The organism is Pseudomonas sp. S04 (assembly GCF_009834545.1).
In the GTDB taxonomy this organism is placed as follows: Bacteria; Pseudomonadota; Gammaproteobacteria; order Pseudomonadales; family Pseudomonadaceae; genus Aquipseudomonas.
In genome coordinates this window covers 3,382,701-3,401,618 of sequence record NZ_CP019427.1, presented here as the reverse complement: position 1 = coordinate 3,401,618, position 18,918 = coordinate 3,382,701, and the positions used below count along the sequence as shown (strand labels likewise).

The following is an 18,918-nucleotide window of genomic DNA, read 5'->3' as shown; positions in this document are numbered from 1 at the left end:
GCGCGACCGGTACCTGCCACCCCCCATTGAACAGGAGATTGTAATGGCGAAGAAACCCAGGTCAGCCACCTTCAGCGATGACCCGCTCTGGTACAAGGATGCGGTGATTTACCAAGTTCACGTCAAATCCTACTTCGACTCCAACAACGACGGGATCGGCGATTTTCCCGGGCTGATCGCCAAGCTCGACTACATCGCCGACCTGGGCGTCAACACCATCTGGCTGTTGCCGTTCTATCCCTCGCCACGGCGTGACGATGGCTACGACATTGCCGAGTACCGTGGCGTGCACAGCGATTACGGGACCATGGCCGATGCCAAGCGCTTCATTGCCGAGGCCCACAAGCGCGGGTTGCGGGTAATCACCGAGCTGGTGATCAACCACACCTCCGACCAGCACCCCTGGTTCCAGCGGGCACGCAAGGCCAAGCCCGGATCGGCGGCGCGAGACTTCTACGTGTGGTCCGACGACGACCAGAAATACGACGGCACGCGGATCATCTTCCTCGATACCGAGAAGTCCAACTGGACCTGGGACCCGGTCGCCGGTCAGTATTTCTGGCACCGGTTCTATTCCCACCAGCCGGACCTCAATTTCGACAACCCGCAGGTCCTGAAGGCGGTGCTGTCGGTGATGCGCTATTGGTTGGACATGGGCATTGATGGCTTGCGCCTGGACGCCATTCCTTACCTGATCGAGCGCGACGGCACCAACAACGAAAACCTGCCCGAGACCCATGACGTGCTCAAGCAGATCCGGGCCGAGATCGACGCCAATTACCCGGACCGCATGCTGCTGGCCGAAGCCAACCAGTGGCCGGAGGACACTCAGCTGTATTTTGGTAATAAAAAGAGCGGCGATACCCACGGCGACAACGGCGACGAGTGCCACATGGCGTTCCACTTTCCGCTGATGCCCCGCATGTACATGGCCCTGGCCCAGGAAGACCGCTTCCCGATCACCGATATCCTGCGCCAGACCCCGGAGATCCCGGCCAACTGCCAATGGGCGATTTTCCTGCGTAACCACGATGAGCTGACACTGGAGATGGTCACCGACAGGGAGCGCGATTACCTGTGGAACTACTACGCCGCCGACCGTCGGGCGCGGATCAACCTGGGCATCCGTCGACGCCTGGCGCCCTTGATGGAACGTGACCGGCGCCGGATCGAGCTGCTCAACAGCCTGCTGTTGTCGATGCCTGGCACACCGACCCTGTATTACGGCGACGAAATCGGCATGGGTGACAACATCTACCTGGGCGACCGGGACGGTGTGCGCACGCCCATGCAGTGGTCGATCGATCGCAACGGCGGCTTCTCCCGCGCCGACCCCGCCAGCCTGGTGCTGCCACCGATCATGGACCCGCAGTACGGTTACCTGTCGGTCAACGTCGAAACCCAGGCGGGCGATCCCCACTCGTTGCTCAACTGGACCCGGCGCATGCTGGCTGTGCGCAAGCAATCCAAGGCGTTCGGCCGCGGCACACTGAAAATGCTGTCACCGAGCAATCGCCGAATCCTCGCCTATACCCGTGAGTTCACCGGCGCCGATGGCCGCCACGAAACCATCCTCTGCGTGGCCAACGTCTCGCGCAGTGCGCAAGCCGCCGAGCTGGATCTTTCGGCCTACGTCGGCATGGTCCCGGTGGAGATGCTGGGGGGCAATGCCTTCCCGCCCATCGGCCAACTGAGCTTTCTGCTGACCCTGGCGCCCTATGGTTTCTACTGGTTCGTGCTGGCGGCGGAGAACCAGATGCCGAGCTGGCACGTGGAGCCGGCGCAGAGCTTGCCGGACTTCACCACCCTGGTCCTGAAAAAGCGCATGGAAGAGTTGCTTGAAGCACCGTCGCGCACCCTTTTGGAGCAAAACGTGTTGCCCAGCTGGCTGCTCAACCGCCGCTGGTTCGCCGGCAAGGACGCCAGCATCGAATCGGTGCACATCGCCTATGGGGTGCGTTTTGGCGATGCCCAGCATCCGGTGCTGCTGAGCGAAATCGAGGTCAGCAGCCAGGGTCAGACCAGCCGCTATCAATTGCCCTTCGGTTTTCTGGGCGAGGACCAGATGGGCGCGGCGTTGCCCCAGCAACTGGCCTTGTCGCGGGTCCGGCGTGGGCCGCAGGTCGGTCTGGTCACCGATGCGTTCAGCCTCGACAGTTTCGTGCGGGCGGTGTTGCAGGCGATCCAGGCGCAGACGGTGCTTACATCCAGCGACGGCGAGATTCGATTCGAACCCACTGCCCAACTGGCGCAGTTGGGGCTTGGGCCCGAGTCCGAAGTGCGCTACCTGTCCGCCGAACAGTCCAACAGTTCAGTGGTGATCGGCACCAGCCTGGTGCTCAAGCTGATCCGCAAAGTGGCCGGTGGCGTGCACCCTGAGTTGGAGATGGGCGCGTACCTGACAGCGGCGGGCTTCGAACATATTTCGCCACTGCTCGGCTCGGTGGTGCGGCGCGACGCACAGGGTGAAGACCACTTGCTGATGATTGCCCAGGGCTACCTGAGCAACCAGGGCGATGCCTGGGAGTGGACCCAGAACAATCTTGAACGGGCGATTCGTGACGAGCTGGCCGATGCTATGTCGGAACAGGACCAGCACTACAACGCCCTCGGCGAACTGCAGGATTTCGCCGCTATGCTCGGCCAGCGCCTGGGGGAAATGCACCTGTTGCTGGCAGCACCCGGCAAGGATCCGGCGTTCGGCAGCGAAGTGACCACGGCCAAGGACCAGCAGGTGCTGTACAAGTCGATCGCCGCGCAACTGGAGCGCGCCTTGCTGTTGCTCAAGCAGCACCAGGGGCAACTGGGGGCTGGCGATCAACAGCGGGTAGCCCGTTTGCTGGAACACCGCAAGGTCATTCTCAAGCATGTGCAAGGGTTGGCCGAACAGGCCACCGGCGGTCTGCGCATGCGGGTCCACGGCGACTTGCACCTGGGCCAGGTGCTGGTGATCAAGGGCGATGCCTACCTGATCGACTTCGAGGGCGAACCGGCGCGGGCATTGCATGAACGCCGGGGCAAGCACAGTCCGTACAAGGATGTCAGCGGGGTCCTGCGTTCGTTCGATTACGCGGCGGCCATGGCGCGCAACGGACAGGGCGTCGACAGTACCGGGCAAGCGGATGTTGCGCGCGCGCGGGTCACCGAACGTTATTTGCGTGAGGCGCAAGCGGCCTTTGTCCAGGCATATCGGCTGGCGACAGCTAGTCTTGCTCATGCCTGGCAGATTCCTGGAGCGCAAGACGCTGCGCTGGCCTTGTTCAGCCTGGAGAAGGCCGCGTATGAAGTGCTGTATGAAGCCGAAAATCGTCCCGCCTGGCTACCCGTGCCGTTGCACGGGCTCTATGGGTTGTTAAGTGGACTTGAACCCTTTTCCGAGATAGGTGGAGAGCAGTGATGAAGGAACGGGGACTCAAAGAGGCGCTGCTGCCGGCAGCGCGCGACATCGAGGCGCTGGTGCGTGCCGAACATCCGGATCCGTTTGCGATTCTCGGGCCCCACGGCGACGCCGCCGGTGGCCAGTTCATTCGGGCCTATCTGCCGGACGCCTTGAGCGTCCAGGTGCTGGCCCGCGACAGCGGCGCCGTCCTGGGCAGCCTGACGGCCAGCGAGGTACCAGGGTTGTTCGTCGGCCATTTTCCCCAGGCCCAGGCGTACGTGCTGCGCACCCAGTGGGCCGGTGGCGAGCAGACTGCCGAAGATCCCTACAGCTTCGGGCAGTTGCTGGGTGAGATGGACCTGTATCTGTTCGCCGAGGGCAACCACCGTGACCTCAGTGCCTGCCTGGGCGCCCAGTTGCACAATGTCGACGGCGTGGACGGGGTGCGCTTTGCCGTGTGGGCGCCGAATGCCCGCCGGGTCTCGGTGGTGGGTGATTTCAATATCTGGGACGGCCGCCGCCACCCGATGCGCCTGCGTCATCCCTCCGGGGTCTGGGAGTTGTTCATCCCGCGCCTGCAGGCGGGTGAAGCGTACAAGTACGAGATTCTGGGAGCCCACGGGATCCTGCCGCTCAAGGCCGATCCCATGGCCCTGGCCACTCAGTTGCCGCCGGACACCGCGTCGAAAGTCGCGGGCCCCTTGAGCATCGACTGGCAGGACCAGGCGTGGATGCAGTCCCGCGGCGAGCGTCACCGGCCGAGTGCGCCGTTGTCGATCTATGAGTTGCATGCCGGCTCCTGGCAGTGCGAGGTCGACGATGTCGGGGAAGTGGCGCGTCAATACAGCTGGGCCGAACTGGGCGAGCGCTTGATTCCCTACGTGCAGAACCTGGGTTTTACCCATATCGAACTGATGCCGATCATGGAGCATCCGTTCGGCGGTTCCTGGGGTTACCAGCCGCTCTCACAGTTTGCTCCCAGTGCGCGCTACGGTTCGCCCAGTGACTTTGCTGCGTTCGTCAATGCCTGCCATCTGGCCGGGATTGGAGTGATCCTCGATTGGGTGCCGGCGCATTTTCCCACCGACACCCATGGCCTGGCGCAATTCGATGGCACCGCGCTGTACGAGTACGGCAACCCGCTGGAAGGTTTTCACCAGGACTGGGACACCCTGATCTACAACCTGGGGCGCACCGAAGTCCACGGTTTCATGCTGGCTTCGGCGTTGCACTGGCTCAAGCATTTCCATATCGACGGGCTGCGGGTGGATGCCGTGGCCTCGATGCTCTATCGCGACTATTCGCGCAAGGCCGGTGAATGGGTGCCCAACCGCCATGGCGGGCGGGAGAATCTGGAAGCCATCGATTTTGTCCGCCATCTCAATGACGTGGTCGACCTCGAGGCGCCGGGCGCCCTGGTGATCGCCGAGGAGTCTACCGCCTGGCCGGGCGTCAGCCAGAGCACCCAACAAGGCGGGCTGGGCTTCGACTACAAGTGGAACATGGGCTGGATGCACGATTCCCTGCACTACATCCAGCAGGATCCGGTGTACCGCGCCCACCATCACAATGAGCTGAGCTTTGGCCTGGTGTACGCCTGGTCCGAACGTTTTATCCTGCCGATTTCCCACGACGAAGTGGTGCACGGCAAACATTCGCTGATCGACAAGATGCCCGGTGATCGCTGGCAGAAATTTGCCAACCTGCGGGCCTACCTGAGTTTCATGTGGGCGCACCCGGGCAAGAAGCTGCTGTTCATGGGGTGTGAGTTCGGCCAGTGGCGCGAGTGGAACCATGACCAGCAACTCGATTGGTACTTGCTGCAGTACCCGGAACACCGGGGCGTGCAAAAGCTGGTCAGCGACCTCAACCAGCTGTACCGCGAAGAGCCGGCACTGCACGACCAGGACGATGTGCCGCAAGGTTTCCAGTGGTTGATTGGCGATGATGCGATCAACAGTGTTTACGCCTGGCTGCGCTGGAGCAAGGACGGCCGACCGGTGCTGGTGGTGGCCAACTTCACCCCTGTGCCGCGTCCGGCCTACCGGGTGGGCGTACCGTTCGCCGGACGCTGGAGCGAGTTGATCAACAGCGACGCGGGTATTTATGCGGGGTCCAATTATGGTAACGACGGTGGCGCGCAGACCGAGGAAGAGGGCAGCCATGGCCAGCCGCTGTCACTGGTGCTGAATCTGCCGCCGTTGGCGGTACTGATGTTGCGTCCGCTTGGGTAGAGCCGGCCTGATACATCGCTGGTGCCTGGCGGCCGGCCTGTTTGTACGGGGGGCTGGATTTCCCATGTGGGAGCGGGCTTGCCCGCGATGGGCATAGGTATCTACACAACTTTGTAGCGGTCTGTGGCGAGGGGGCTTGCTACCGTGGCGGCCTCTGGGGGGTTGGATTAGACCGAGTACATATCCATTCTTGCGGTAACGGCCTCCTATGGTTCCGCTTTTACAGCGGCTCACTTTTGGAGGAGCCCAAAAGTAAGCAAAAGGCTCTTGCCCCACCACTCGGCACCTCGCTTAGGCTCGGTGTTCCCTCACTCCGGCTTGAATCCGTGGGCCGCCGCCACGCGCCATCCATGGCGCGGGGCGGCTAACCCGGCGTCCTGCCGGGTTACCCACGGCTTCAAGCCTGCGTTCGGCCAGCGTGGTTAACGGGGCGCCCAGGATCAAAAGCCAGAGCCAGATCAAAAGATGGCTGACTTCGTCAGCGTCTTGGGAAGTAGAAGCTATACCGCGCATGCTCCAACGATCAGGTCGGCTTTTAGGCCGCCTCGCTTTGTTTTTGATCCTGGGCGCCCCGTTAACCACGCTGGCCGTACTTCGATATTGATTTGGGGGGTAAACCGGCAGGACGCCGGTTTAGCCGCACTGGGCCAGGGAGGGCCCATTGCGGCGCCCCCCCAAATCAATGTCGGAGTACGGGCATGCCGAGCCTAAGCGAGGCACCGAGTGGTGGGGTAAGAGCGTTTTGCTTACTTTTGCGCTGTTCAAAAGTGAGCCGCCGTCAGGCGGAACCATAGGAGGCCGTTACCGCAAGAATGGATATGTACTCGGTCTAATCCAACACCCCAGAGGCCCACAGGTGCAACGTCGCACCACAGTTGTGTAGATACCTATGCCGCGATGGGGCCGGCACATCCAACCTGGATGGCGGCGGACCCACCGCTATCGCGGGCAACTCACCAGCGCATCCGCACGCCAAGGCTGCCGATCAGGCCGTTGAGGTCGTTGTCGTCGACGTCGCTGCTGTAGTCGGCACTGACGTAGAGGCTGACGCTGGGGCTGACCCTGGCGACGAGGCCCAGGCCCAGTTCGACGGTGGAGGAGTAGCGGCTGCTGCTGATCTTGTCGACCTGGTCCAGGGTCACCGTGTCGCTGGTGTTGATCCGGTGCCACAGGTTAGTGCGTACATAGGGTTCGACCGGCAGGCCATTGATGTCGTAGCTCCCTTTCAAGCGCGCCCCGACACGGCCACTCCAGCTGTTCAGTTCATTGGCTTGGGCGTTGCCGTTGGCGTAGGGCGTGTCCAGGGAGATGCGCTGGTTGATCAACTGCGCCTGGGGTTCGATCACCCAGTTCTTGCTGATGCCGATGGGAAAGCCCCCTTCCACCGACAGGGTCACCGCGCTGCCTTCGGTGGCTTGGCGTTCGCCCTGGGCGTTACGGCTGAAACCGCTGACCCGGCCGCCACTGGCACTCAAGTCGACGTGCCAGCCGTTGGCACCGGTCAAGCTCCAGTACGCACCGAGACTGTCGCCCTGGACGTTCAGGCTGTCGGTGCCGAGGTTGCCCAGGGCCGGACCGACCAGCATGCCATTGCTGTTCCCCTGGATCTGGTTGCTCCCTCCCAGCAGGCCCACCCGTTGGGTGCTGCCGCCATTGCCGTGCACGGTCACCAGTGCCGGCCCCTTGGCTAGCGCCGTACCTATCGTGGAGAACTGTGAGTTGAGGACATCCTGCTCGGCCTGGGTGGCGGCGTGGCCGTAGACCTGTTGCCATGCCGAAGGGGCGGCCTGTTCGATGCTCAACAGATGGTTGTCGAGCCCGGGCTGGCGCATGAACTGGCCGGACTCAGGGATGGACGGGGCAGGGAAGGCGAAGGTCGGTACGTCCTGGCGAAACCAGGGGATCGCCTCCTCTTCGGCAGACGATGCCACAACCTCCATGGACGTACACAGCAGCAGCGAAGTCGACAGGGTGTACAGGGTAACGGTTATCTCGTGCTGGATAAGGGAGGTGTTCATGGAGGTCTACCTTGCTGCATACGCATGCCATATCTGGTCTTGGCGTCTCTCCTACCCCGAATGAGGGGCGACCGATTTCGTTGGGGCAAGCCTTGGCGGCCCGCTGGAACGGGAGCTTGCGGCCTGCCCCAGGAGTTACTTCCGGGGGTAGTAAGGATTAGCTAAGAAGACCCAGAGCCCTGCGTCAAGAAATTGAACGATGAGCGGTATGGCTAATTTAGGCGTCGCAACTGACTGAAAATTGACGAGTCTCTAAGCTGTTGTTTCACTGGAAAATCATCCGGGGACGGCTCTGCGTTACGCTTTTCGCCGGATCACAGATGCACCTCAACCGCTAGCGGCAAGTGGTCGGAAAGATGGCTCCAGGGTTTGTTGCCGAGGATTCTTGGGGCGTGGCTGCTGGCGTTGCGCAGGTATACGCGGTCCAGGCGCAACAGCGGGAAACGTGCCGGATAGGTTTTGGCCGGGCGGCCGTGATGGCGTTCGAAGGCCTCATGCAAGTCATCGCGCCGAGCGAGGGTCAGGTTGCCCTGCAACTGCCAGTCATTGAAGTCGCCGGCGATGATCACCGGAGCGTCTTCGGGCAGCGACTCGATCAACTGGCAGAGCAGCGCCAGTTGCAGTTGACGATGGCTTTCCAGCAGGCTCAGGTGCACGCAGATAGCGTGGACCTCGGCATGGCCCGGTACATCCAGCACGCAGTGCAGCAAACCCCGGCGTTCGGGGCCGGTGATCGATACGTCCAGATTGCGGTGGTGGCGAATTGGGTACTTGGACAGCAGCGCGTTGCCGTGGTGGCCGTCGGGGTACACCGCATTGCGCCCGTAGGCGAAGTCGCTCCACATGCTGTCGGCGAGGAACTCGTACTGTGACATCGACGGCCAGTTACTGTGGCGCGAGGCGTGGCGATCATGCTCGCCCAATACCTCCTGGAGAAACACCAGGTCGGCCGATGTACTGCGCACGGCCTCGCGCAACTCGGGCAGGATGAAACGCCGGTTGAGAGCGGTAAAACCTTTGTGGGTGTTGACGGTCAGCACCCTGAGCCGATGTACGGCCTGGGGTGCGTCCTGCGGGGGGACGGAGCCGGGTTGACGTTCTGGGTCGGGGTTCACATGCACTCCTGGAAAGTCGCGACGGGTTATCCATGCGACTGATGTTGCGGCCGGCAGTTCAGTGTTTCGCCGCCGATCGTCGACATCTGCGCGGGGCGGCCTTACACAAAAACAATCTCATAGGGTTGGCGCAAACGCTCCAGGACCACCTTGGGCAACAGCGGTGCGATGCCCATTTGCGGGTCGCCATCCAGTTGGCTGGCATAGGCGTGGATGGCATGGCGCTTGCGCGCGATCGTCCAGCTGTCCAGACGCACCTTGTGTGCGCGGTGCCAGGGGATCTGCCCTTGGTCGCGCACCGGCCAATGCCAGGCCCAGAAAGGCAGTTCGCACAGGCGGGCACCGACCATCTGGGCGGCCTTGGCACTGGCGCGCCCGACGGTGTCATGGTCGACGTCGCCGTCTTCGCGCCAGGTGCTGAACAGCACATCCTCAGGGCGCAGGTAGCGGGCAATGAAATGTGCCAACTGCGTCTCGCGCTCGGCCAGTGCCGTGTCGGCGAAACCGCCACGAATCCACTTCAGGCTGTGCATGGGCAGCCCAAGCCTGCGCAGGGCATCGACACTTTCCTGGGGGCGAAACACGCTCAGGCGTTTCTCCGGCCACAGTTGCGAACCCGGGTAGCTGGCGCTGCCGTCGGTGACGGAGATCAGTTGCAGGGGATGCCCCAGGCGGGCGAACAATTGCAGCAGGCCGCCGCAGGTCACCACTTCATCACCTGGGTGGGGTGCGATCACCACGGCTCGGGCGCCGGCCGGGATGATCGACTGAGTGTTGATGACCGGCAGGTTGTCCAGTTGGCGGGCGCCGTTCCAGATTTGCGCGGGCAGGTGGCCGTCGAGGATCGAGGTACTTTTCATATTGATACGTCCTTGTACGGGTGAGCTGTCGGTCGTCTCCAGACGCCTGACCGACAGGCTGAGTGTCCTGGACCCGCTCAGTCCTCATCTTGATGCTGCAATTCGAACAACAGCAGCGAGCGGCCGGTGACTGAATACTGGTGCTCGAATTCGAAGCGCTCCTGGCCGCGGATCGAGGGTTGGTTGGTGTCGATCATGCAGGTCCAGAAGCCACCGTCCGGCACCGCCGGCAGGCAGAAATTGACGATGTCATGGTGCGCGTTGACCACCAGCAGCAAGGTCGCATCGGCGCCCTTGCGGCGGATTCCGGTTTCCTGGGCGCGACCGTCGAGCAACATGCCCAGGCAGCGGCCATGTCCGTCTTCCCACTGTTCGGTGCTCATCTCGCTGCCATCCGGGGCTAGCCAGGTGACGTCCTTGACCCCGATATCTTCGTTGTAGCTGCCCACCAGGAATCGCCCGCGGCGCAGGATTGGGTAGGCCAGGCGCAGTTTGATCAGGCGCTTGACGAACTTGAGCAAGGCCTTGCCGTCTTCACTCAGGTCCCAGTTGATCCAGCCGATCTCGCTGTCCTGGCAGTAGGCGTTGTTGTTGCCGTGCTGGGTCCGGGCGAATTCGTCGCCGGCCACCAGCATCGGTGTGCCCTGGGCCAACAACAGGGTGGCGAAGAAATTGCGCATCTGCCGTTGGCGCAGTTCGTTGATCTCGGGATCGTCGCTCGGGCCTTCGACGCCATGGTTCCATGACAGGTTGTTGTTGCTGCCGTCCTGGTTGTCTTCGTCGTTGGCCTCGTTGTGTTTGTCGTTGTAGGACACCAGGTCGTTAAGGGTGAAACCGTCGTGGGCGGTGATGAAGTTCACCGAGGCGTACGGCCGGCGCCCGCGCTGGTTGAACATTTCGCCGGAGGCGGTCATGCGTCCGGCGAAGTCGGCCAATTGGCCGTCGTCACCTTTCCAGAACGCACGGACGGTGTCGCGAAAACGATCGTTCCATTCCACCCAGCCTGGTGGGAAGCCACCGACTTGATAACCCCCGGGGCCGCAGTCCCAGGGTTCGGCGATCAGCTTGACCTGGCGCAGCACCGGGTCCTGGCGGCAGGCCACGAGGAAGCTGTGGCGCTCGTCGAAACCATCGTGGTAACGGCCGAGGATGGTTGCCAGGTCGAAGCGGAAACCGTCGACGTGCATCTCCGTGGCCCAGTAGCGCAGGGAGTCGGTGACCATCTGCAGCACGCAAGGGTGGCTCAGGTCGAGGGTGTTGCCGGTCCCTGAATCGTTGATGTAGAAACGTTTGTCGTCCGGCATCAGGCGGTAGTAGGAGGCGTTGTCGATGCCGCGCATGGAGAGGGTCGGTCCCTGTTCGTTACCTTCTGCGGTGTGGTTGTAGACCACGTCGAGAATCACCTCCAGATTGGCTTCGTGCAGGTGCGCGACCATCTCCTTGAACTTGGCGATCTTGCCGCTGGCCAGGTAGCGTGGGTCGGGAGCAAAAAAGGCAATGCTGTTATAGCCCCAGTAGTTGGTCATGCCTTTATGCAGCAGGTGCTGGTCGTTGACGAAGGCATGGATCGGCAGCAGCTCCACCGACGACACCCCGAGCTTGCGGATATGGTCCAGCAGGTCATCGACCATCAGTCCGGCGAAGGTGCCGCGCACCGCCTCCGGAACCGCTGGGTGGCGCATGCTGATGCCGCGCACGTGAGTCTCATAAATGATCGTTTTGTCCCAGGGCACACTGACCCGGTGGTCGTGGCCCCAGGTGTGCGCCGGGTCGATCACCTTGCACTTGGGCACGAATGGTGCACTGTCGCGTTCGTCGAAACTGAGGTCGGCGTCCGGGTGGCCGATGGTGTAGCCAAACAGCGCTTCGGACCATTTCAGCTCGCCGACCAGTTGCTTGGCGTAGGGGTCGATCAACAGTTTGTGATGGTTGAAGCGATGACCGTTCTGCGGGTCGTACGGGCCATACACGCGATAGCCATAGATCAGCCCCGGATGGGCATCGGGCAGGTAACCGTGAAAGATCTCGTCGGTGTACTCGGGCAGTTCGATGCGTTCCAGTTCGACTTCCCCGGCATCGTCGAAAATGCACAGCTCGACCTTGGTCGCGTTTGCCGAGAAGATCGCGAAGTTGACCCCCAGACCATCCCAGGTCGCACCCAGCGGGAAGGGCAGGCCTTCACGGATCCGCGAGGCTTGCGCGCCTTGGGCTTGTGTTGCGGTGTTATCGGGCGTGGTCATAAAAACTCCTGTAGCGCATTACCGGCATCGGCCTGAGGTTGTCGACGTGGACGTCGTAGCAGCTGCTACGGGTCGTTTGCACAGGTCGGCAGTTGGCACGGGCCGCGGGGCGGTTGTGGGTCAACTGGCCGGTTTGCGTGGGGCGCGGGGCTTTTTCGTGGCGGCGCTTTTTTCCCCTGGTGGGGTAACGACCTGGGCGGCACCAGCCTTGGCCTTCGTCGCGGGTGCGGCCTTGGCTTTTGTCGCCTTTACCGGCTTGGCCGGGGCCAGGGCTTCGGCTTCCGCCAGCTTGCGGGCCATCTCCCAATGGCGGGCTTCCTGTCCTTCGGGTTTACCCTCGGACTCCCAGATCTGATAGGCAAATTCACGAACGCGTTTGTCATCGGTACTCATCGCAATGCTCCTGAGTTGAACTCAAGTCTGGATAAACAGATTGACCGGGAAGTCCCCCAGCGCGGCGCTGATCAGCAGCTCTGTGTGGTGTGTGACTTCCACTGTGGAAAAAAGTCCCTTCAGTTTTCCCTCGCGAGGGGTGAACGGTAGGGTGACTCGGGTATCGCCCCACTGCAGGGCAGGCACCAGCGGGGTGGCACTGCTTTCCAGCAGCGCGACAACCCGCACCGGCACCAGCACGATCGCCCACTGGCCCTGGTGCTCGCGGGCAAACGCCAGCACGCGCTGCGCTTGGCTGCCTTGCACCGTCAAGGGCAGGTAGCGCCCGGCGCGGAACAGTTCGGCATGCGCGGCGCGCACTGCCAGGGTGCGGGTGATCAAGGCCTGCTTGATGCGCCCGTCCTGCCAGGTGTCGAGCAATTGGGCCGGACTCTGCTGGCGCTCCAGTGCCTGGATCCGTACCTGGAAATTCACCGGCCGCCGGTTGTCCGGGTCCACCAGGCTGAAATCCCAGAACTCATTGCCCTGGTACAGGTCTGGAACCCCCGGCACTGTCATGCGCAGCAAGGTTTGCGCCAATCCGTTGAGGGCACCGCCGCAGGCAATGACCGCTACGGCGTCGGCGATACGGCTGCGCAACGCCAGGCCCTCAGGGGCGAGCAGCAGGCGCTCGGTAAACGTGCGGGCGCTCTGCTCGTAAGCGTCGTTGGCGGCACTCCAACTGCTGTGCAGCTTGGCTTCGCGCAGGGCTTTTTGTTGCCACTGCCACAGGCGTTCACAGTAATGAGTCAGGGCCGGCAGGTCGTCGCAACGCAAGCCCAGTGGCCAACTGCCGAGCAGCGCCTGGTAGAGGATCAGTTCGTCACCGGCTGCCGGCGCCTCGCTGTCGTCCCGTAGACTCGTGGCCTCGGTGCGCCAGGTGTCGACTTGTTGCGCATACCAGGTGCTGCGCTCGCTGAGCACGGCCAACCGCGCTCGGCTGTCTTCACCGCGCTTGTGGTCGTGGGTGGCGCTGGCCAGCAGATTGTCCGGGAAGGTCGCAAGACGCTGGATGCAGGCGGCATGGAAATCGTCCAAGGGCGCACTGAAGCGCTCTGTATCAAAACCGACATCGTTGCGTGACAAAAGCACGCCCGAACGATACAGCGCGGTGTCTTCTACGGCCTTGGCCGCCGCCGGTGACGTCAGTTGCTGGAACCGCACACAGGCGTGCTTGAGGATCTTGCGTTGGCGCCCCACCGGACGCTCGCGCCAAGGCTGGCCGCCCAGCCACAGGGCGATGCTGTCGAGCACCGGCCAGTCGGCTTCGCCCAGGGTCTGGCGGGCACCGTCCATGGCTTGCTGGAAAAAAACCTGGTCCTCGACGGAGCGTCCGCGCGGGCTGATGTAGGTGCGGTAAACCGGGAAATGCACGATCAGTTCCTGCAGTGCCCTGCGGATCGCGCCGAGGGTCAGGTCGCGGCTCATCACATCATCGCGGGCCACTTGCAACAGGGCCTGGGCGACACTCTCAAAATCGCCGGCCAGCGAGCCGTTGAGAATCTGCTGGCGGGACAGGCGCGCTTCTTCGATGAAGGCCGACGGACGTTCGCTATGGCGTACCCACAGCTCGCCCAGGGCCAACGCACCTTGCGGGTCGTGCTGCAGCAACGACAGTTGGTTCATGAATTCATAGCCGGTGGTGCCATCGACCCGCCAGTCGCGACGCAGGGTTTCCCCGGGACCGAGGATTTTTTCCACGTAGATCGGGATGTGCCGAGACGGGACCAGGGCGTCGACCCTGCGCCGCAGTTTGCGGCAGTAGCCCCGCGGGTCGGCGAGTCCGTCGATGTGGTCGATGCGCAAGCCGTCCACCAGGCCTGCGGCAAGCAACTCGAAGATCTTGCCGTGGGTGGCTTCGAACACGGCCGGGCGTTCGACCCGCAGGCCGCCCAGTTCATTGACGTCGAAGAAGCGCCGCCAATTGATGTCGTCCGCCGCCGTGCGCCAACTGGCCAGGCGATAACTCTGGCGCTCCAGCAGGTTGTGCAGGCGGGTGAAACCCTCGGGCTGGCGAGCGTCATGCAGGGCCAGGTTGTGTTCGATGCAACGGGCCAGCGCGGGCTCCCTGGCCAACTGCGCCAAGTCCTGTTGCAAGGGGCCGGCGAGCGTATGGGCGGCGGTCTGGTCATGCAGGCGGGTAAAACCCTCGGCGAGGGTTTTCAGGGCGGCGCGCTGTTCGGCGTCCAGATGCTCGTCCGGCATCAGCAATGCTGCATAGTCACTGGGACAAATCGGGAAATGGTGCTCGTAGTGCTCGGCATAAAACCGCCCCCGCGCCGAGTCAAAACGCAGCGCCAGGCTGCCGTCCTGCAAGGCGCTGCCATAGTCGCAGCCCAGGAATGGCAGGAGCAGCTGGCCTTCGAGCAGCGGGTCGGGCGAGTGCCACTGGATATCGAAGAATTCGCCATAGGGGCTGAGTCGCCCCCACTCCAGCAGATCCAGCCACCAGGGATTATCGGCGCCACCGACGGCCATGTGATTGGACACGACGTCGAGAATCAGGCCCATGCCGTGGGCGCGCAGGGCCTTGACCAGGCGCCGCAGCGCCGCCTCACCACCCAGTTGCGGGTTGACCTGGGTGGGGTCGACCACATCATAGCCGTGCATCGAACCGTTGCGGGCACTGAGCAGCGGCGAGGCATACAGGTGACTGATGCCAAGGCGAGCGAAATAGGGCACCAGCGGCACCGCATCATCCAGGGTGAAACCTTGATGAAACTGCAGCCTGACGGTGGCCCGCAGACTGCTCATCGATCACGCTCGCTGGCTTGCAGGCGTGCGCAGGCGAGCATTTCCAGGCGTCGCGCGGCGTCGGCATCGTCCAGCAGTTGTCTGCTCTCGCCAGGCAAGCGCCGGCGCCAGTTTGGGTGGGTGTCGACGGTGCCCGGCAGATTGGCCTGTTCGTCCAGGCCCAGGGCATCTTCCAGCGGCAGCAACACCAGTGGCGCCCGGGTATGCCCGAGAAAACGCACGCTGGCATCGAGCACCTGGTCGGTCTCGTGCTGCTCTTCGCGAAAGTTCTGCGGGTCCTGGCTCAGGGCGCTGCGCAGGCTGTCACGCTCGCGCTGGCGGTGGGCGCGCCAATGGCTTTCGTCGTCGCTGGTCACAAGCCCCAGGCGAGCGTTCCATTCGATATCACGGCCGTGCCACCAGCCGTTGAGCGTGGGCAGGTCGTGGGTGCTGGTGGTGGCCAGCGCGTTATCGGGCCAGTCGAGAATCGGCCGAAAGCGTGTGCTGTGATCCTGTTCGAACAGCAATACGCGCATGCCCAGAATCGAGCGGGCGATGAGTTTGTCGCGCAGGCCATCGGGCACGGTGCCGAGGTCTTCGCCGAGGACGATCGCCTGGTGCCGGTGCGACTCCAGCGTCAGCAGGCGCAGCAGGTCGTCTACCGGGTAATACAAGTAGGCGCCGTCACAGGGCGGCGCGCCGAGGGGGATGACCCACAGCCGTTGCAGGCCCATCACGTGGTCGATGCGCAAACCGCCGGCGTGGGCAAAGTTGGCCCGGAGCATTTCGATGAAGGCGCGAAAACCGTTGCGCACCAGGCCTTCGGGTGAAAACGCGGAGATGCCCCAGCCCTGGCCGGCGCGGTTGAGAATGTCTGGGGGCGCGCCGACGGTGAGCGAAGCCAGCAGTTCGTCCTGGCGACTCCAGGCCTGGCTGCCCCCGCCGTCCGCTCCGACCGCCAGGTCAGCAATCAGGCCGATGCCCATGCCGCTACTGCGAGCGACGTTTTGCGCACGCTGCAGGCAGCGGGCGATCAGCCATTGGCAAAACGCGTAGAAACCGATGCGTGCGGCATGCTGCTCGGCAAACGCGGCCAGCTCCGGGCTGCGCGGATTGCGCCAGGGCTCGGGCCAGTGGCGCCAGTCCAGGCTTTCGCCACGGGCAGCGCAGGCTTCTTGCAGGGCTTCGAAACGGCAGTGGTTTTCCAGGGCTTCGCCACCGCTGTGGCGAAAGCTGCTGAAGTCGGCGTGCAACGGGTGATCGCCTCGGGTAAACCCTTCATACAGGGCCTGGTAGAGTTTCTGTTTGGCCTGGGCGGCAGCGGGCCAGTCCACCAAGGGCTGGTTTTCCAGCTGGGCGAGTTCGTCGGCCAACTCCGTGGCGTCGATGGCCATGCGCAGGGCGCGTTCGCCAAGGATCTCGCCGGGAGCGGCGTACAGGCTATTGAGGAACAGCCGGCTGGACGGTGAATAGGGACTGAAACGCTGGGTGTCGCAGCTGAACATTGCGTGCATCGGGCTGATCGCTAGCGCTTCGGCGCCGCGTTCACCGGCAACCCGGGCCAGCTCTTCAAGGGCCAGGGTGTCACCAAAACCGCCGTCGCCCGGGCGGCGCAAGGCGTACAGCTGCACGCTCAGGCCCCAGGCCCGCGGGGTGTCGCTGTCCACGGCCGAGGCGACGCTGTGGCAGTGCAGGGGCGCCACGGCCAGGGTGAAGTAGCGACCGGCAATGCTGACTTCCTGGTAACCCACCGGGATCAGCCCCGGCAATCGCGCCTCGTCGTCGAGTTTCAGATTGAGGATGGCGCCGTCTTCCAGATGAATCTCGCAGGGCGTGTGCGGTTCGAAGTAGCGGGCCAGGTCAAGCCCGGCACCGACATCCACGGTCAACAGCGGTGGCAACTGGCTGCGCGCCTGGCTCTGCTGTACCTGCAACAGGCTGGCGTCGATTTCCTGGGCGCTGCCGGCCGGGTGGCCGAGGCCGTTGAGGACCGCGCGCAGGACTGCCGGGGCAACTTTTTGCGCACGCCCATTGGCGTCGATCCAATCCACGGCCAGGCCGGCCCGGCTGGCGAGAATTTCCAGTTGCGCATCGCTCATTGGCGCTCTCCTGCGGGGGGTAGCATGGATGCCGCTGCCGTCAGGCTGACCAGCGCGCAATAGGGAGCCAGGGTACCTTGCTGTAATCGGGTGCACGCCTGTGGCGGGTACTCGAACAGCAGTTGGGCCTGGGCTTGCGGTATATGGGCAACAGCGTTGGCGCTGAGGTTCAACTCAATGTGCAGCATGCTGCCGTCCCCCAGTTGCCAACGCGCGCTGATCGCCCCTTCGCCGAGCACCGAAACACCCAGGGCGTGGGCGCCGGGCAGGCGTGGGATGATTTCGCGGTGGCGAATCAGCAGCAACTGCCGGTACAGGGCCTGGGTGCTGTGGCGTATGCCGTAGTTCCCGGGGGTGAGGTTGGGCCGCGAGTCTTCGAAGGTCTGTGGGGCATTGGGGTCGGGTATGCGCTCGCGACTGTGGGGGTCGGCAAAGGCTTTGAAGCAGGCGAACTCATTGCGCCGGCCTTCGCGCACCAGTTGCGCGAGGTCGCCGTGATGGCTGGTAAAAAACAGGAAGGGTTGATCGGCGGCCACTTCGTCGCCCATGAACAGCAGGGGAATCATCGGCGACAATAACAACAGCACCGTGGCAGCGTGCAGGGCTTGGGGCGGGCACAACTGGTGCAGGCGTTCGCCAAAGGCGCGATTGCCGATCTGGTCATGATTCTGCAGGAACAGCACAAACGCGCTGGGGGGCAGGTGACCGCTAGGCTCTCCACGGGTCTGGCCATGGCGGTTGGTGTGGCCCTGGTAGACAAACCCCTGGCTCAGGCAGCGGGCCAGTTGCTCGGTGGGGTTGTGGGCGAAGTCGGCGTAGTAGGCATCGGTTTCCCCGGTCAGCAGGACATGCAGGGCATTGTGCCCGTCGTCGTTCCACTGGGCGTCGAACCGCTGCTCCAGCAAGCTGGCCTGGTTGTGCTCGTTTTCCACGGTGAGCCACACATGCCGTGCCGGATCGATCTGCTGATGGACCCGGTTTGCCAGATCCTGGAGAAAGTCCGGGTCGTCGATGGCGTGCACGGCGTCCAGGCGTAGGCCATCGAAGCGGTACTCGAGTAACCACATCAAGGCGTTGTCGATAAAGAAATCACGCACTTCGCGGCGCCGGAAATCAATGGCGGCGCCCCACGGCGTGTGCCGGTCTTCGCGAAAGAAGCTCTTGGCGTAATGGTGCAGGTAATTGCCGTCTGGCCCGAAATGGTTGTAGACCACGTCTATGATCACCGCCAGGCCCAGGCCGTGGGCGCAGTCGATCAGTTGCTTGAGCGCTTCGGGCGAGCCATAGGACGATTGCGGGGCGTAGGGCAGCACGCCGTCATAACCCCAGTTGCGCTCGCCGGGAAACTGCGCCAGAGGCATCAACTCGATTGCCGTGATGCCCAGGTCCACCAGGCGCGGCAACTGCTGCTGGACTGCGGCGAACCCGCCGAGCAGGCCGACGTGTAGCTCGTAGATCACCGCCTCGTGCCAGGGCCGGCCCTGCCAGGACGAGTGTTGCCAGCGGTAGGCGAGCGGGTCGACCACGATGCTGGCCGACTCCGGCCCCGTCTCCTGGGCGCGGGAGGCGGGGTCGGGAACGTCGTGTTCACCATCGATGTTAAAGCGGTAGCGGGTTCCGGCCGGGCAGGGGGTCTTGAGGACAAACCAGCCATTGGCCTGGGGCAGCATGGGCAGCGACGGCCCCTCGTCCAACTCGACACTCACATAAAATGCATCGGGTGCCCACAGCGCAAACCGGGTGTGTTGCGCATCCAGCATGACAGCGCCGTGGGGCCAGGTTTCCATAGTCCGTAACGGCATGCACAG

10 protein-coding genes are annotated in these 18,918 nt (G+C 63.4%); 2 read left to right on the top strand and 8 right to left on the bottom strand.

The window, feature by feature from the left end; genetic code table 11:
- Window positions 1-43 precede the first annotated feature (43 nt).
- Together treS and glgB are read left to right on the top strand one after the other, a co-directional pair.
- Window positions 44-3,397 carry a maltose alpha-D-glucosyltransferase gene (gene treS, locus PspS04_RS14970; protein ID WP_159996222.1) on the top strand — a complete coding sequence of 1,118 codons (3,354 nt, stop codon included), beginning with the start codon at window positions 44-46 and terminating at the stop codon, window positions 3,395-3,397.
- A complete protein-coding gene (gene glgB / locus PspS04_RS14965; protein WP_159996221.1) occupies window positions 3,397-5,613 on the top strand; it encodes a 1,4-alpha-glucan branching protein GlgB in 2,217 nt (738 codons plus the stop codon). Before treS ends, glgB begins: the two co-directional genes overlap by 1 nt.
- 953 nt (window positions 5,614-6,566) lie before the next feature.
- Here the strand turns inward: glgB and PspS04_RS14960 are convergent.
- The 8 genes from PspS04_RS14960 to treZ form a co-directional block, all read right to left on the bottom strand.
- Window positions 6,567-7,631, bottom strand: a complete 1,065-nt coding sequence (locus PspS04_RS14960) for an autotransporter domain-containing protein (protein WP_159996220.1) — start codon at window positions 7,629-7,631, stop codon at window positions 6,567-6,569.
- Window positions 7,632-7,945: 314 nt separating this feature from the next.
- On the bottom strand, window positions 7,946-8,746 hold the full coding sequence (locus tag PspS04_RS14955; protein WP_095170507.1) for an endonuclease/exonuclease/phosphatase family protein: 801 nt from the start codon (window positions 8,744-8,746) through the stop codon (window positions 7,946-7,948).
- Window positions 8,747-8,847: 101 nt separating this feature from the next.
- The gene (locus PspS04_RS14950; RefSeq protein WP_159996219.1) at window positions 8,848-9,606 is read right to left on the bottom strand and encodes a PIG-L deacetylase family protein; all 759 of its coding nucleotides are present in this window, start codon (window positions 9,604-9,606) and stop codon (window positions 8,848-8,850) included.
- Between the two features lie 77 nt (window positions 9,607-9,683).
- Window positions 9,684-11,846 (bottom strand): glycogen debranching protein GlgX, encoded by a 2,163-nt coding sequence (gene glgX / locus PspS04_RS14945; RefSeq protein WP_159996217.1) that lies wholly within the window; start codon window positions 11,844-11,846, stop codon window positions 9,684-9,686.
- 120 nt (window positions 11,847-11,966) lie between these two features.
- Entirely contained in the window at window positions 11,967-12,239 is a 273-nt protein-coding gene (locus tag PspS04_RS14940; protein WP_095170502.1) for a DUF2934 domain-containing protein, read from the bottom strand.
- A gap of 21 nt (window positions 12,240-12,260) precedes the next feature.
- Window positions 12,261-15,032: a malto-oligosyltrehalose synthase gene (locus PspS04_RS14935; protein ID WP_159996215.1), complete on the bottom strand. Its 2,772-nt coding sequence runs from the start codon at window positions 15,030-15,032 to the stop codon at window positions 12,261-12,263.
- A complete protein-coding gene (gene malQ / locus PspS04_RS14930) occupies window positions 15,029-17,110 on the bottom strand; it encodes a 4-alpha-glucanotransferase (protein WP_095170498.1) in 2,082 nt (693 codons plus the stop codon). The genes PspS04_RS14935 and malQ overlap by 4 nt, the downstream gene beginning before the upstream one ends.
- A complete protein-coding gene (gene treZ, locus PspS04_RS14925) occupies window positions 17,107-18,912 on the bottom strand; it encodes a malto-oligosyltrehalose trehalohydrolase (protein ID WP_159996213.1) in 1,806 nt (601 codons plus the stop codon). The genes malQ and treZ overlap by 4 nt, the downstream gene beginning before the upstream one ends.
- Window positions 18,913-18,918 lie beyond the last annotated feature (6 nt).